This window comes from Legionella micdadei (assembly GCF_000953635.1).
GTDB lineage: Bacteria > Pseudomonadota > Gammaproteobacteria > Legionellales > Legionellaceae > Tatlockia > Tatlockia micdadei.
The window spans coordinates 247890-264071 of record NZ_LN614830.1; the positions used below are offsets into that span (position 1 = coordinate 247890).

The following is a 16182-nucleotide window of genomic DNA, read 5'->3' on the forward strand; positions in this document are numbered from 1 at the left end:
AACAATGAGCAAAGAATTGTTATTAGTTGCTGAGGCATTATCAAACGAAAAAGGGGTCACTAAAGAAGTTGTTCTGCAAGCAATCCAATCGGCCCTTGAATCTGCTACTCGCAAACTCACTGATAAAGATATTGGTGTTAGAGTTAAGCTTAATCCACGGACCGGCGATTATGAAACCTTTAGGTACTGGGATGTAGTAACAGAAGATGAACTTAAATACCCAGAAAGGGAATTGACTTTAGAACAGGCAAGAGAGCGTGTACCAGGGATCGGGGTTGGTGAGCGTATTGAAGAGCCAATGCCTTCTATCGAATTTGGTAGAATTGCTGCTCAAACCGCGCGACAGGTCATTATGCAAAAGGTTCGTGAAGCTGAAAGACAACAGATTGTTGACCAATTTAGAAGTAAATTAGGCCAGCTTGTTTATGGCACGGTTAAAAAAGTTACTCGAGATAACATTATCATTGACTTAGGTGGAAAAGCAGAAGCGTTCATGCCGCGCAACGAAATGCTACCTAATGAAATGTTTAGGCCGAATGATAGGGTTCGTGCATATTTATATGAAATTACTCCACAAGCCCGTGGACCACAGCTGTTTGTGAGCCGTATTCGTAATGAAATGCTGGTAGAACTATTTCGTATAGAAGTTCCAGAAATCGGTGAGAATGTGATTGAGGTCAAAGCGGCTGCGCGTGAGCCAGGGAATCGTGCTAAAATTGCAGTTAAGACTAATGACGGGCGTATCGATCCTGTAGGGGCCTGTGTTGGAATGCGCGGAGCTCGGGTACAGGCGGTTTCCAGTGAGCTAGGCGGCGAGCGAGTTGATATTATCCTTTGGGATGATAATCCTGCTCAGCTAGTAATTAATGCAATGGCTCCAGCCGAAATTTCATCAATCGTGGTGGATGAAGATAGCCATACGATGGATTTGGCCGTACAAAAGGATCAATTATCACAGGCTATTGGCCGTAACGGTCAAAATGTAAGGTTAGCAAGCCAGCTTACAGGGTGGACACTAAACGTGATGACTGTTGAAGAATTCAACAGCAAAACTCAAGAAGAATCTAATAAAATCGTTAATTTATTCACTTCTGCTCTAGAAATTGATGAAGAAATAGCCAATCTTTTAGTTGCTCATGGATTCTCTTCCCTTGAAGAAATTGCCTATGTCCCGAAAGAAGAATTAATGGCCATCGAAGAATTCGATGAAGAGATTGTCGAAGAGTTACGAAATCGAGCTAATGATACTCTTTTGACTCAAGCGCTAACATCTGGACAAGGTTTAGCTGGTCCTTCAGATTCCCTTCTAACAATGGAAGGAATGACAGAAGAATTAGCCGAGAGTTTAGCAGCTAAAGGAATAACCACGATGGAAGAATTGGCTGAGCACTCTGTCGATGAATTGCTTGATATTCGAGGAATGACTGAAGAGAAAGCGGGTGAATTAATCATGAAAGCCCGTGCTCCTTGGTTTGAATAGTATAATTAACTAAGATCATTGAGGCACCGATCAGCCTTACTTTTCTTGCGCTGAATCCAGCGTATGATTTATTTGAATTGAGCAATTCAATGTTTTCGAATTGCTGAAAGGGGGTTAAATTTATGGCGGATGTGACGGTTAAACAATTGGCGCAGGTCGTTGGTATCCCTGTTGAGCGCCTATTGACCCAGTTACAGGAAGCAGGATTATCATTTACCAGTGATAGCCAAACGGTCAATGAAGAGCAGAAGCGAATCCTGCTAACTCATTTAAAGAGTGGCGCTAACCGAGAGTTACGCACGACTCCAGAGCGCATTACACTTAAGCGTAAAAGTTTGACGCAGGTCAAAATTGGCCACGATGTCCATAGTGGAAAAACAGTTAACATCGAGGTTCGTAAAAAACGTACTTACGTTAAGCGCAGTGCACTCATCGATCAACAAGCGGAGCACGAAGCAGAGCAAGAAGAAGAACAGGTATTAGCTGTTGAACCTACGAGCGTTGAAGCTGAAACTATTCAAGAACCAGCCCACGAAGCGAACATTTCCTCAGAGTCGGAACCTCCGACACAAGAAAATATGCCTGAGCCTATTGAACAAGCTGCTGAAGAGCAAGTAGAAGAGAGCTCAATTGAGAGCGCGGAACCTGAAATTGCTACTGACATCATGGATCTTGAGCTTGGTGCAATTGAAGAGCCTATAGCACATATTCCAGTAGAAAAGATTGAAAAAAGTTCCCGGAAAAAGCATATGGAAAAGGCTGACGTGGACTCAGATATGGAATATCGAAAAGGGAAGAAAAAGAGCAAATACCAAGTGCCTGAGCGTGATGAGGATGAGCATGGCTTGCAAATTCGCCATAAACGTAGTAAGGCAAAAAAGCGAAAGGTAAATGAAAAATCAGAAAAATACCGTGAGGCAGAAGAGGCTTTGACGCATGGTTTTGCGATGCCCACAGCTCCTGTAGTTAGAGATGTCCTTATACCCGAAACCATTACTGTTGCTGAATTGGCCAAGCGTATGTCCGTCAAGGTTGCTGAGGTCATTAAAGTAATGATGGGACTTGGAGCGATGGCTACCATCAACCAGGTGATTGATCAAGATACTGCAATCATTGTGGTTGAAGAAATGGGACATAGGCCACGGCCAATTAAAGAAGATGCAATCGAAGAAAATCTTGATGATGTTCTAAGCAAAGGTAGCCATGTGGAATCACGTGCTCCCGTTGTGACTATTATGGGCCATGTAGACCATGGTAAAACGTCATTGCTTGACTACATTCGTAGAACTAAGGTTGCTGCAGGCGAAGCAGGTGGAATTACTCAGCATATCGGTGCGTATCACGTTGTGACACCGAAGGGCAAGATTACCTTTCTCGATACGCCCGGTCACGCCGCTTTTACTGCAATGCGTGCACGCGGTGCGCAAGCCACTGACATTGTAATTTTGATTGTGGCAGCGGATGATGGGGTTAAGCCGCAAACAATCGAGGCAGTTCAGCATGCGAAAGCAGCCAATGTGCCTATTATTGTTGCTATTAACAAAATGGATAAGCCGGATGCGGATCCTGACCGGGTTATGAATGAGCTATCGGGTTACGATGTGATTCCAGAGGCATGGGGCGGTGACACCATGTTTATCAAAATTTCCGCGAAATCTGGAACAGGTATTGATGAGCTCCTCGATGGCGTGCTGCTACAGGCTGAAGTTTTGGAGTTAAAAGCCAATACTGATGGTGCTGCCAAAGGAGTGGTCATTGAATCACGGCTCGATAAAGGTCGTGGGCCCGTGGCAACAATTTTGGTCCAGAGTGGAACCCTTCACAAAGGTGATATTTTACTTGCTGGATTACAATACGGGCGTGTTCGTGCATTAGTAAGCGACAATGGCACTCATGTCGATAGTGCTGGCCCTTCTATTCCGGTTGAGGTGCTCGGTCTTTCTGCCATTCCTCATGCAGGTGATGAAGCAGTTGTTGTTCCCGATGAGAAACGTGCACGTGAAGTAGCTCTATTCAGACAAGGCAAATACAGAGACGTAAAACTGGCAAGACGCCAAAAAACCACTCTCGAAGGTATTTTTGAGACCATGGCAACTGCAGAGGCTAAGGTACTTAATGTCATCTTGAAAGCCGATGTACAAGGTTCTGTCGAGGCTATTGCTGATGCATTAGTTAAGCTATCAACGGATGAAGTCAAGGTCGAAATCATCGCCAGCGGAGTGGGAGGTATCACCGAATCTGATGTTCATTTGGCTATTGCTTCCAATGCATTGCTAATTGGATTTAACGTTCGTGCTGACGGTGGAGCTAAGCGCTTAGCTGAACAAGAAGGCGTATCCTTACATTATTACAGCGTGATTTATGATATTGTGGATCAAGTTAAGGGGGCTCTCTCTGGTATGCTCGCACCACAGTTTAAAGAAGAAATTGTCGGTATTGCTGAAGTGCGAGATGTGTTCCGTTCACCGAAATTGGGCGCTATTGCCGGTTGCATGGTTGTAGAAGGAACAGTGAAGCGGAATAATCCGATCCGTGTGCTTAGAAATAACGTTGTTATCTATGAGGGCACATTGGAATCACTAAGACGATTCAAAGATGATGTCATTGAGGTACGTCAAGGTCTTGAATGCGGTATTGGGGTGAAGAACTATAATGATGTTAAGGCTGGCGATTTAATTGAAGTGTTTGAGACTATTGAAATTAAGCGGGATTTATGAGTAACGAGTTTAAGCGAATAGATCGCGTTGCAGAAATGATGCAACGCAAGCTGTCGCAAATTATTCAGCAAGAAATCAAAGATCCGCGCCTACCTGCTTTTATCACTATTTCATCAGTAAAGGTAACCGCGGATTTAGGGCACGCAAAAGTTTATTTTACCGCATTAAATGCGGATAAAGAGAAAACCGCGTCCATTTTGAATTCGGCAGCAAGTTATCTACGCACAGCGTTAGCGCGAAGCGTGAAATTGCGCACGGTGCCACAGCTTCATTTTGTTTATGATGAATCCATTGAGTACGGCAGACGGCTAAGCCGATTAATTGACGATTTAAACTCTCCTGATAACAAAGATGACCAAAGTTGAGTGTAATAGAGTAATCAATGGTATTTTATTGGTAAATAAACCCCAGGGATTGTCCTCCAACGCGGTTTTACAACAAGTCAGGCGCTTGTATAGGGCAAAAAAGGCAGGGCATACTGGAAGTTTGGATCCCCTAGCGACAGGCATGTTGCCGATTTGTTTTGGCGAGGCAACGAAATTTTGCCAATACCTTTTGGATGCAGATAAATGCTATGAAGCTACTGGGGTTCTCGGAGTTAAAACCAATACCGGGGACGTGTTAGGTGAAGTTATTAAAACAACACCGCCCTTTACATTAAATGAGTCAGATTTACTGATTGCTTTGAAACAATTTAAAGGCACAATTAAACAAGTTCCTTCCATGTTTTCTGCTCTAAAACATAAAGGAACCCCCCTTTACAAATATGCAAGAGAGGGGATCACCATTGAGCGTCCAGCGAGGGAAATTACCGTCCATGAATTGGAGTTAATTGCTTTTAGCGGGAATCAATTTGAAATCAAGGTTTCTTGCTCAAAGGGAACTTATATTCGTAATTTAGTCGAAGATATTGGCGACTTATTGGGTGTCGGAGCCCATGTGACTAAGCTTCACCGTTTGAGCACAGCAGGTTTTGGCAATGCAAAAATGTATACTTTAGACGAACTACAACAAAAATCACCAGAGGAATTAGTTGATTGTTTGTTACCAATGGAGCGAGCGGTGAGTTATTTACCTCGATTAGATTTAGGTAATGATGAAATATCCGCATTGCGCCAAGGAAAAGCTTTAGATTGGATAGGGAAAAATGAAGCAAGTGGCTGTGTTCGTCTTTATAATAACAACTGTTTCATTGGCTTAGGTGAATTAAACGCAGGCAATTTAAGCGTTAAACGCCTGCTAGCATTCTGATTTATGGGACTATCAAACGATCAAGGGATTAGACATCTTTGATCCTACGGGCTACGAGTTTGAGTTAATGGTTTGTCTATGACGGGCCTAATACGGGCATCCCTTAGTAGGATTGGGCACTTACGTAAAATATTGCACAAATTATTAACTAACACTTGTGTCTGTGTTCTTGCCTTGGTAGAATGCTCCCCTTTGAAAGAACATACATAGCTTATCTCCAGGAGTGAATATGTCGCTAACTAGCGTACAAAAAGCAGAAATAATTAATGAATACAAGCGAGCTGAAAATGATACGGGTTCGCCTGAGGTACAAGTCTCATTGATGACAGGTCGCATAAAGTATTTAACAGAACATTTTAAAGACAATAAAAAAGATTTTCATTCACGAAGAGGCTTGCAAAAACTCGTAAACAAGCGCCGCAAGCTGCTTAAGTATTTGAAAAAGAATGATCAAGCGCGTTATCAAACGCTGATCCAAAACCTGGGTTTGCGAGACTCCTATTGATTTCAAGAATATGTGCAATAGGATTAACTTGCTCAGTTTTCTAATTTCGTGAAAGGCGCAGATCTGCGCCTTTTTTTGTTATTACTACCCTAATTGCCGCGTACGAATTGACGCGAGGAAGCGGAAGCTGTGAGATTAGAGTTTTTTTGATAATTCCAAAGGTTATACCACTGAAATTATCAAAAAAACTTTAAGATGCACTTCAGCTCCTTAGCAAGATTGTCCTGCGATTTAGGGATTCAATTTAAAGAGGTGACTTACGTGGCTAAAATCACTAAAGAAATACGATTCGGCGAACACACCCTTGTGCTCGAAACTGGCGAAATAGCAAGACAAGCAGATGGTGCTGTTTTTGTGAGTATGGCAGGTACACAAGTACTAGTTACTGTTGTTGCCAAGAAGGAAGGTGCTGAGAGCAATGACTTCTTCCCTCTGACAGTGAATTATCAGGAAAAATCATATGCAGCAGGTAAAATTCCTGGAGGATTCAACAAGCGGGAAGGGCGTCCAAGCGAACAGGAAACTTTAATTTCCCGTTTAATGGACAGACCATTGAGACCGCTATTTCCCGACGGCTTTCATAATGAAGTGCAAATTATTGCGACTGTCATGTCATTAAACCCAGAAGTGCAACCTGATATTCTGTCTATGATTGGTGCCTCTGCCGCGTTAGCCATTTCAGGAGTTCCTTTCCATGGTCCTATTGGAGCTGTACGGGTTGGCTACAAAGACGGAATCTATCTGTTGAACCCTGGCTTTAAAGCAATGGTTGATTCTGAGCTTGACTTAGTTGTTGCCGGTACCGAAGATGCGATTCTCATGGTTGAATCAGAAGCCCGTGAATTAAGCGAAGAAATTATGCTTGGGGCGGTTTTGTATGGCCATGAAATGATGAAAGGTGTTATTAAAACGATTAACCAGCTGGCAGCAGAAGCTGGTAAAACACCTTGGGATTGGACGCCTCCACCGATTGACACAGCACTCACAGCTCGCGTGATGGAGTTGGCGACTGATAAAGTTACCGAAGCTTATTTGATAAAAGATAAAACACAACGCTATCAAAGGCTTGGCGAAATTAGGCAGCAAACTGTTGATACACTAATTGCCGAGCGTGAAGAACTTAAAGAGGATCAAATTGCTGAAGTCCTTAGCTCTCTGGAAAAATCAATAGTGCGTAACCGCATTCTTGATGGCGAACCACGGATCGATGGACGTGATCAAAAAACAGTCCGTCCAATTGCAATTCGGACAAAATTCTTGGAAAGAACTCATGGGTCGGCATTGTTCACACGCGGCGAAACACAGGCTATTGTGGCCGCAACCTTAGGCAACGAGCGTGATGCGCAACTATTAGACAGCCTTACCGGGGAATCTAAAGATCGATTTATGTTGCATTACAACTTCCCACCTTTCTCAGTTGGTGAGATTGGTATGGTAGGTAGCCCGAAACGACGGGAAATTGGCCATGGCCGTTTAGCCAAACGCAGCTTAATGGCAGTATTGCCTTCAGCAAGCGAGTTCCCTTACGTCCTCCGAGTTGTATCAGAAATTACTGAGTCTAATGGCTCAAGTTCAATGGCTACAGTTTGCGGAACCAGCTTAGCACTAATGGACGCAGGTGTTCCTCTTAAAGCGCCAGTTGCTGGTGTGGCGATGGGGTTGATTAAAGAGGGGGATCGGTTTGCTGTTTTGACTGATATACTCGGTGACGAAGATCATTTAGGTGACATGGATTTTAAAGTAGCAGGCACTGAAAAAGGGGTCACAGCCTTGCAAATGGATATTAAAATCAAAGGAATCACCAAAGAAATTATGGAGCAGGCACTGGATCAAGCTCTAGCAGGTCGAACCCATATTCTGGGAGTAATGAACAGTGCTCTGTCCGAACATCGCGAGGAATTATCTAAGCATGCCCCCCGAATTGCTACAATGAAGGTTGCTGAGGACAAGATTCGAACCATCATTGGCAAAGGCGGCTCTACAATTAAAGGGCTAATTGAAAGTACCGGTGTTGCCATTGACATTGATGACAGTGGTGTAGTGCAATTATTTTCTCCCGATGCAGAAGCTTTGGAAGAGGCGCAGCGACAAATTAAAGCATTAATTGCAGAAATTGAGGTTGGGCAAACTTATAAAGGCAAGGTAAGTAAAATTGTGGACTTTGGCGCCTTTATAAACTTGCTACCGGGCAAAGACGGCCTTTTGCATATCTCACAAATTTGTTCTGATCGCTCTCAAAAAGTTGAAGCAGTGCTGAGCGAAGGTCAAGAGATTGAAGTATATGTCGCTGGTATCGATAAGCAAGGAAGAGTAAAACTGGAATGGAAGGATAAACCGCAAGCGGCTCAAGTGGAAACGCCAGTTGTCCAAGAGGAAGTTGAGAGTTCAGCAGAACTTGATGCAAATTCAGAGGATGCGCAACCTCAATCTACTTCAGAAGAGTAATTTCATCTCATCCTAATAATGCTGAGTAGCGAGTTAGCTGATTGTAGGTGCAGCCTAACCTGAGGAAATCAAAGATTGAATCCTGGGTTACGGCTGCGCTATATCCAAGCAACCCTAACTGGTGAGACGAAAATGCATTATTTAGATTGTGTTCATGCAATCCTTTGTTAATGATGCTTGCGGAATTTAAATGTTCCGATGGCTTACAAGTTAAGGATGATTAATTTGATAGCCACCGAATTAGTAGAAACGGTTAGATTTCGTCTGTCATGAGTTGCTGCATGACATCTTCCTGAGGAGCCCAATCCTGGCCTCGCTCAGCAGCAATTGCGGCATTGATGGCATTAATGTCTTTCATATCCAAGGGTTTTTCATTTTGATCGGTAAAAACTACCTTTGGTTTGCTTAAAGGAGCAGAGGAGCCATATGGTTTATCGAACAAAACTGGAGAAACGGTCGGGCCAGGAAACGCCTGATTTCCAGTGCCGGCCGTTGTACATCCAATCAAAACAAAAGATAGTGCAGCAATGCTTAACTTTTGCATTTGCAACCTCCTTGTAAAGATAAATTCTCAAATTGAAATGAGGTGATTTATTATCAGTATAGAAAACAATGAGATAAATTGATCAAAATGGATTTAAATTAATTTAACTATATGTGAGTTCGTTTGATGGGCTAGGAAGAAGCATCCTGCTTCCTCACTAATTTTAACTTTTAGAAATTAAGCGCAAAAACTCAGATCGACTGGCTGAATTGTCTCGCATTTCACCGAGCATGACAGAAGTGGTCATCACTGAATTTTGTTTTTCAATACCACGCATCATCATGCAAAGATGCTTTGCTTCAATGACTACCGCTACGCCACGGGCATTAGTAATCGATGAAATGCAATCAGCTATTTCTATGGTTAATCGCTCTTGAATTTGCAAGCGACGTGCAAAATAGTCGACAATTCGTGCTACTTTAGACAAGCCTAAAACTTTGCCATTCGGCATATAGCCGACATGGCACTTACCTAAAAAAGGGAGCAAATGATGTTCACACATGGAATACATTTCAATCTCTTTGACAATGACCATTTCGCTCATATCGGAGTCAAACAAGGCATCATTTATTATTTCATCAAGATTTTCGTGATAGCCCTTTGTAAGATAGCGAAACGCATTCGCTGCGCGATCAGGAGTGCCTCTTAGGCCTTCCCGTTCAACATCTTCACCAATTGCTTCTAGAATTTGTTTGTATAGTTCTTGCATGTCTCTTGTCCTAACCAGGGGGCCATGTCATTTGACGTCCACCTAATACATGTAAATGAATGTGGTAAACTTCCTGCCCGCCACCGGAATTAATGTTAAAAACCAGACGATACCCATTCTCACTGATCTGTTCGGCTTTAGCCATTTTTTTGCCAGTGAGGATCATTCGCCCTAAAAGTTGTTCATCCTTACTGTCTGTATCATTAATTGTAGCAATATGTTGCTTAGGGAGTACCAATAAATGGGTTGGCGCTTGTGGTCTTATATCTCGAATCACGATTATTTCTGGATCCTCAAATACCACGGTAGCTGGAATTTCCCCTGAAACAATTTTGCAAAATAAGCAGCTCATGATCGTCCTGAAGGTTTTTAGCTAAACTGGCGATTATACCCTGACAAAAGAGTTGACAACAGACCTTATTTGAAATTCAAAGCCCAACAATAAAAAATAGGTTAGATTTTGCCTTTTATTCTCATTTTGCGCATAATAGCGAGTCTTTTTAAACTGAGAGATATAACAATGGGCTTAATGGAGATTAAAAGCGGTCGTAATGTTCCAAACGAAGTTAATGTTATCATTGAAATCCCCATGAATGGGGCGCCGGTAAAGTACGAAGTTGATAAAGAAACTGGAGCGTTATTTGTTGATCGGTTCATGTCAACAGCAATGTTTTATCCTGCAAACTACGGCTACATTCCCCATACCCTATCGGAGGATGGAGATCCAGTTGATGTTTTGGTTATTACTCCAGTCCCTATGATCAGTGGGGGTGTAATTCCTTGCCGTCCGGTTGGCATGCTTAAGATGACTGATGAGGCTGGTGTTGATGCAAAATTATTGGCTGTTCCCACGAGCAAGTTGACTAAAATGTTTGACTCAGTTAAGACTTATCAAGATTTACCTCGCCATTTGCTGCTGACAATCGAACATTTCTTCCAACATTATAAAGACTTAGAAGAAGGAAAATGGGTAAAATTAAACGGCTGGGAAGGTCCAGAAGCGGCTCATCAGGAAATCATATCGAGCGTCGAGCGGTATAATAAACAGGATAATGCTTAATCAAAATGCCTTAGTGAATAAGATGGGGTTGTAGCTACACGCTTTCAAACCCCATCCAGCTTATCCTAATACACCTATTTTACTATTGCTTCCTTGTTTTGATCGAAGAATCACGATCTTCTTGCAGTATACGTTCAAGTTCGCCCGCCGATTGTCGGGAAAAACTGATAAGCTCATGTTCTTTTTCAAAAAAATCGAACGATTTAACTAAAGCTAATTCATCATGTTGTTTAAAAGCATTTGCTTTTCTGCGCATGGTTTCGGGATTATGTCCTAAAAATTTCATGACCTCTTGCGCCATTGCCAATGATGAATCGAACGTTTCGCGTTTAAAATAATCAACCCCTGCTTTATGCAGCTCATAAGCATGACGCCTGTTGCGCGCACGAGAATAGATAGTGAGATGAGGAAATTCTTCCTTCGCGAGCTTTACTATCTCTAAACTGGTGTCTGCGTCGTCCACGGCGACAATAAGCAGTTTGGCTTTATCCGCGCCAGCATTTTTAAGCAAATCTAAACGTGAGGCATCACCAAAATACCCTTTATAGCCAAATTTGCGCAATAATTCGATTTGCTCTGGGTCATTTTCTAAGATGGTTAATTTAATTCCTTGGGCAGTAAGAAAGCGGCCAATGATCTGACCAAAACGGCCGTAACCTGCAAGAATAACTGAATTTTGCTCATTGATTGAATCATATCGAGGAGGCAAACTGCTCATAAATCGCGGAATGATAAAGCGAGTGTAAATTAATAGCAGAACAGGAGTCGCAGCCATGGATAAGGCAATTGTCAGAATAAAAAAATTCGCAGTCTCCTCGCTGATTACTCTGGAAGTATGAGCAAATTGGAATAAAACAAAAGCGAACTCGCTTCCCTGGGAGAGAGAAAGGGCGATGCCTATTGTTTGTAGCCGGGTTAATCTAAAAAAACGGCCCAGCAATAAAAGGACTATTGCTTTAATTGAAATCAGGAAGAAGACAATGCTTAATAGGTAACTTGGGTTTTGGGCGAGAATGCTAAAGTCCATTCTCATGCCAACGGAGATAAAAAACAATCCGAGCAATAACCCTTTAAAAGGTTCAATATCAGTTTCTAAAGTGCGCTTGTATTCTGAATTGGCAAGCACTACCCCGGCAATAAACGCACCGAGTCCAGGTGAAATGCTGATGGCTTCCATGAGCAAGGTGATGCCGACAATGAGAGCCAAAGATGTCGCGGTAAATACTTCGCGTAAATTGGTTTGGGCAATCATGTAGAAAAAATAATGGGATAAATAATGGCCTACTATAATCACAGTGCCAATGACACCAGCAATAATTCCTGCCTGAATCCAGCTTGGGAGGGCATCAAGCAAGCCGCTTTGGTGTACCGGAGTAATTCCTTTGGCTACCAGTAAGGGCATAATGATGAGAATGGGAATCACCGCAATGTCTTGAAATAATAGCACCGCAAAGGCGGTTTCGCCTGTTGTCGTGCGCATTAAATTTTTTTCTTGCAGCATCTGTAAAACGAGGGCAGTTGAGGATAAAGATAAGGCCATGCTGATTGCTATACTCACGCGCCAATCATAACCTAAAAGGATGCCAAAAATTGTGAGAATTGCTGTGGTGAAAAGGACTTGCAGGCTTCCTAAGCCGACTATCGCTTTGCGCAATCGCCATAATGTTTCTGGTTCAAGTTCTAGGCCAATGAGAAAGAGCATCATGATGACACCGAATTCAGCAAAACTCATGATTTGCTCAGCATTGCCAATCAATTTAAAGCCAAACGGTCCGATGAGTATCCCAACGATGAGGTAGCCCAAGACCGAGCCAAGTTTGAAACGACTGGCAATAGGTACAATAATGCAAGCGGCGGCAAGAAAGATGAAGACATGAAAGAGAAGATTATTCATTGAATATACGTTGCCATAGTGATGAGTGAAATTTATTTGGCACCACTTTTAATGCCTGTTTAAGGCTTGAATCTTAATTATTATCATTGTCGAAACAAACTATATCCAAATGCGGTAAGAGTCAATTGCCGCTTAAATTGGGCGGTAATGTACTCATAAAAAGTAAAAAAAAAAAAGCAAATAAAGACGCACAAAAATGATTAAAATTATTGCAAAAATAGCAAATAATAAATAGTTAGGTTTTTTTGTAGCTTTTGAGGTAAAATATGCCCTCCTGATTTAATTGTTCTAGATTGCAAGGAAAACAAAATGGCCCATTTATCGAGAAAAGATTTTGCTAAAATGATTGAGCTGGCAAAAGAAGGTTATCGCGCTGGTAAGAAAGTGGAAAATAATATCCCTTTTTTAGATGCTTATAAAAAAGCGCATCTTCACCAGAAGAGAGAGGAATATGATGCTTTTGTTGCTTATAGACTCTACGATTCTGCTTTAAGGCAAGCAAATGAAGCGGGAGAGGCGAAAGAGGAAGCTTTTGCACAACAGCTTGGCCACGGGTTAAAAGAGCTTTTTGTTATAGAAGACCCCGTTTTTGCTGCAATCGATGAAATTAATCAACGTCTAAAACAGTTAAATTCAATTTGGAACTGGTTCAACCCAGCGAGAGCGGACATTCCTGCTTTAGAAGGGTTAAAACAGACATTATTAACTCAAACTGAGGGTACTGTTGAAGAGGCAATAGATCGCTGGGAAGGTGCAAAAATCCTAAATGATAAAACAGTCCGTTTTATTGCTCATTTAAAGAGAGAGTACGGCCAAGAATCAATGGTAGCAAGAGGCGAAGTTTCTCGTGAAGTTAAACAAAAACTCTATCAACCTTTCTTGGATTATATTCTCTCCAGGACCAGCTGGCTGCAGAAAATAATCACCGCGATATTCCGCAAAAAGGATCTCTCTGAGGAAAAACTGGCTTTTGCGCAAACAGTCATAGAAGACGTACAGGATTGCTCTGGAAGCTATGGGCAGCTTATCGATACTCTTAAGACTGATCAAGAGACTCATGCCCTCATAAGTGAGCATCATGGCAAAAAACATTATAACCTTAGAGAAAGAAGAGGCTATATTGAACGCCCGCAACCAAGCACTTCATCCGAAAATGGGTATGGGCTTGATGCCTACTATTATGCTGGTCGTTTTTATGCACGCCAACTCGATGTGAGAGAGGGTGAGAGTTATAACCGTAGTGAACTGGCCGAAGTTTTCCAGGATGCATTGGAAGTTAAATTGAATTAGCATTACCTCTGCGAACACAATGAGGAATTCTTTTTATAGACAGAAGGGCCTCATTGTGTTTCTCTATTTCGAAACTTGTGATTTACAAACTAATCAGACTCGAGTACAGTAAGGCAGTTTTGATTATTTTTTACACGATTATTAAGGTTACCTTAAGCTTGTCCCAGTACAATACAGTTTACAGCGCTGGCTTGGCCTTAGCCCAACTTACTGATCGCCCTGTAAAATATAAGTCCTGTATAAAGGGACGTATGCAGTATTTGCAACAGCAAAAGAAGGAATGCAATGAATTCTAACAAGCACGCATTGACCATTTTTAGCTTAACAATGATTACTGTAGGCTCGGTGGATAGTATTCGTAATTTGCCTGCCACAGCTTTGTTTGGCAGCCAGTTAATTTCCTTCTTCATTTTAGGGGCATTGTTTTTCTTAATTCCTACAGCGCTAGTCTCAGCCGAACTTGCTTCAGGTTGGCCAAAACAAGGTGGAATTTATATTTGGGTTAAAGAAGCCTTCGGAAAACAAACAGGGTTTCTCGCAATATGGTTGCAATGGATAGAAAACGTCATCTGGTATCCAACGATTTTATCCTTCGTCGCAGGAACTGTGGGTTATCTTATCAATCCATCCATGGCATCCAACCCTTGGTTTCTTTGGACGGTCATTGTGAGTTCTTTTTGGGGGGCTACCCTGGTCAATTTGCGAGGCATGCGTTCTTCAGCTTTATTCAGCAACATCTGTGCACTGTCAGGTTTATTATTGCCCATGGCTCTAATTATTGGCTTAGGGGCTGCTTGGGTGCTTGGTGGTAATCCTTTGCAAGTGCAATTTGACTCACAAAGTATTAGCCCACATTGGCAAGACAGATCACTTTGGGTTTCGCTTACTGCCATCATGATGTCTTTTTGTGGTATTGAAATCGCCACGGTACACGCCAACGATGTGGACAATCCCCAGCGCGCTTTTCCACGTGCACTTGTTTACTCGGTGTTAATTATCTTAAGTACCTTAGTTTTGGGCTCACTTGCTATTGCAGTGGTTCTGCCCCAACAAGACATTAATTTGGTTGCAGGCATCATGCAGGCCTTTGATGCCTTTTTCTCCAAATACAACTTAGTTTGGTTTATGCCAATCGTTGCGGTGATGTTAGTACTAGGGGGGCTCGGCGGTGTAAGTAATTGGATTATTGCGCCGACAAAAGGATTATTAGTTGCCGCAGAAGATGGTAATTTACCGGAGTTGTTCCAACGTGCTAACCGCCAAGGTGCGCCGGTGATGATGCTGCTTACTCAGGCGATTATTGTAACGATTTTATCCGCCCTATTTCTCTTTATGCCCACAGTCAACGGGTCGTATTGGTTATTAACAGCCTTAGCTGCCCAGTTGTACATGTTGATGTATCTGCTTATGTTTGCGGCTGCAATTAAATTGCGGTTCAGCGCACCTGATCAACCGAGGGCGTTCCGTATTCCTGGGGGAATATTTGGTATGCTGCTTGTTGGTGGTATTGGCGTTGTGGGCGCATTAACCACTTTGGGTGTGAGCTTTATGCCCCCGGAAGGCATTAATGTGGGTAGCATCAGCCGTTATGAAGCCACTCTGGTTGTGGGGCTTATTTTGATGTGCTTGCCTCCTTTTATTTGTTCTTGGCGTCAATCGAGGGTATTGGCTTTGCAACAGCAACGGCAATTAGAATCTGAGCCTGCTTAAAGCACTAGTTCAGATATGGATAATGAGGCCTTATTGCGAGAATTGTCTTCGCGGTTACCCGAGCTGGAATGGAAAATAAGCACTCTCAAAGTTGCACTTTCGCCGTCATCGCTTCCTAAAGGTGTATTTCGCCCACGCTTAGAAATGAATGCTGCAACCTGCATTAACGAAATCAAAGCCGATATCCAAGCATTATCTGAGAAAAGAACGGCATCGAGTGCGTACTATCTCGCGTATCGAATCAGGCAAAAAATTAATATCTTAGTGACTTTGTGCCAATTGCAGGAAAATAAGCCAAAAACTGAAGAAAAACCAAGTTTCGGTTTAAACAGCATAAGCACCCGTCAACAATGGCTACAATCCTTAGAACAAGAGATTAATCGATTAACAGCACAGCGAGAAGCAATGGCAAAAGCACTGCTGCAGCTACAGATTAAAGGTAATATCGAAGCCGTCTTGCAACTGAAGGTTGAATTAGGTGAAGTGGAAAAGCGCCTAACTTTGGCGAAAGAGACATTTGCCCGGGGGTAGAAGAGGAATATTAGGGGCTACTTATAATTAATATTTCAAAGCTGCA

At 42.5% G+C, this 16182-nt stretch carries 13 protein-coding genes and 2 pseudogenes; 11 read left to right on the forward strand and 4 right to left on the reverse strand.

Going from position 1 to position 16182, the window contains the following annotated elements:
* Positions 1 to 4: 4 nt before the first annotated feature.
* The 7 genes and pseudogenes from nusA to pnp all read left to right on the forward strand — a co-directional run bounded on the left by nusA (position 5) and on the right by pnp (position 8398).
* Positions 5 to 1480 carry a transcription termination factor NusA gene (gene nusA, locus LMI_RS01165; RefSeq protein WP_045098169.1) on the forward strand — a complete coding sequence of 492 codons (1476 nt, stop codon included), beginning with the start codon at positions 5 to 7 and terminating at the stop codon, positions 1478 to 1480.
* A gap of 122 nt (positions 1481 to 1602) precedes the next feature.
* Positions 1603 to 1960: pseudogene (locus tag LMI_RS15785) on the forward strand (translation initiation factor IF-2 associated domain-containing protein); the annotation flags it as partial.
* Between the two features lie 239 nt (positions 1961 to 2199).
* Positions 2200 to 4197, forward strand: a pseudogene (gene infB / locus LMI_RS01170) (translation initiation factor IF-2); the annotation flags it as partial.
* Positions 4194 to 4562 carry a 30S ribosome-binding factor RbfA gene (gene rbfA, locus LMI_RS01175; protein WP_045098171.1) on the forward strand — a complete coding sequence of 123 codons (369 nt, stop codon included), beginning with the start codon at positions 4194 to 4196 and terminating at the stop codon, positions 4560 to 4562. The pseudogene infB and the gene rbfA, both read left to right, overlap by 4 nt.
* The gene (truB, locus tag LMI_RS01180; RefSeq protein ID WP_045098172.1) at positions 4549 to 5448 is read left to right on the forward strand and encodes a tRNA pseudouridine(55) synthase TruB; all 900 of its coding nucleotides are present in this window, start codon (positions 4549 to 4551) and stop codon (positions 5446 to 5448) included. Before rbfA ends, truB begins: the two co-directional genes overlap by 14 nt.
* Positions 5449 to 5677: 229 nt before the next feature.
* A complete protein-coding gene (gene rpsO, locus LMI_RS01185; protein WP_045098173.1) occupies positions 5678 to 5953 on the forward strand; it encodes a 30S ribosomal protein S15 in 276 nt (91 codons plus the stop codon).
* Positions 5954 to 6214: 261 nt separating this feature from the next.
* The gene (gene pnp / locus LMI_RS01190; protein ID WP_045098174.1) at positions 6215 to 8398 is read left to right on the forward strand and encodes a polyribonucleotide nucleotidyltransferase; all 2184 of its coding nucleotides are present in this window, start codon (positions 6215 to 6217) and stop codon (positions 8396 to 8398) included.
* Positions 8399 to 8651: 253 nt separating this feature from the next.
* Here pnp and LMI_RS01195 read toward each other — a convergent pair whose 3' ends face one another.
* The 3 genes from LMI_RS01195 to LMI_RS01205 all read right to left on the reverse strand — a co-directional run bounded on the left by LMI_RS01195 (position 8652) and on the right by LMI_RS01205 (position 10003).
* On the reverse strand, positions 8652 to 8942 hold the full coding sequence (locus LMI_RS01195) for a hypothetical protein (protein ID WP_045098175.1): 291 nt from the start codon (positions 8940 to 8942) through the stop codon (positions 8652 to 8654).
* A 163-nt stretch (positions 8943 to 9105) separates the two neighbouring features.
* Complete coding sequence (folE, locus tag LMI_RS01200; RefSeq protein ID WP_045098176.1) at positions 9106 to 9651, reverse strand: GTP cyclohydrolase I FolE; 546 nt, start codon at positions 9649 to 9651, stop codon at positions 9106 to 9108.
* Between the two features lie 10 nt (positions 9652 to 9661).
* Complete coding sequence (locus LMI_RS01205; RefSeq protein ID WP_045098177.1) at positions 9662 to 10003, reverse strand: histidine triad nucleotide-binding protein; 342 nt, start codon at positions 10001 to 10003, stop codon at positions 9662 to 9664.
* A gap of 168 nt (positions 10004 to 10171) precedes the next feature.
* Between LMI_RS01205 and ppa the strand changes: the two genes are divergently transcribed.
* A complete protein-coding gene (ppa, locus tag LMI_RS01210) occupies positions 10172 to 10711 on the forward strand; it encodes an inorganic diphosphatase (RefSeq protein ID WP_045098178.1) in 540 nt (179 codons plus the stop codon).
* An 82-nt stretch (positions 10712 to 10793) separates the two neighbouring features.
* On the opposite strand, the gene LMI_RS01215 is transcribed toward ppa, so the two are convergent.
* Positions 10794 to 12605 (reverse strand): monovalent cation:proton antiporter-2 (CPA2) family protein, encoded by a 1812-nt coding sequence (locus tag LMI_RS01215; RefSeq protein WP_045098179.1) that lies wholly within the window; start codon positions 12603 to 12605, stop codon positions 10794 to 10796.
* A 309-nt stretch (positions 12606 to 12914) separates the two neighbouring features.
* On the opposite strand from LMI_RS01215, the gene LMI_RS01220 reads away from it, so the two are divergent.
* The 3 genes from LMI_RS01220 to LMI_RS01230 all read left to right on the forward strand — a co-directional run bounded on the left by LMI_RS01220 (position 12915) and on the right by LMI_RS01230 (position 16136).
* On the forward strand, positions 12915 to 13895 hold the full coding sequence (locus LMI_RS01220) for a hypothetical protein (RefSeq protein WP_045098180.1): 981 nt from the start codon (positions 12915 to 12917) through the stop codon (positions 13893 to 13895).
* Between the two features lie 285 nt (positions 13896 to 14180).
* Positions 14181 to 15605: an APC family permease gene (locus tag LMI_RS01225; RefSeq protein ID WP_045098181.1), complete on the forward strand. Its 1425-nt coding sequence runs from the start codon at positions 14181 to 14183 to the stop codon at positions 15603 to 15605.
* A 15-nt stretch (positions 15606 to 15620) separates the two neighbouring features.
* The gene (locus LMI_RS01230; protein WP_045098182.1) at positions 15621 to 16136 is read left to right on the forward strand and encodes a hypothetical protein; all 516 of its coding nucleotides are present in this window, start codon (positions 15621 to 15623) and stop codon (positions 16134 to 16136) included.
* The last annotated feature ends 46 nt before the right edge of the window (positions 16137 to 16182 follow it).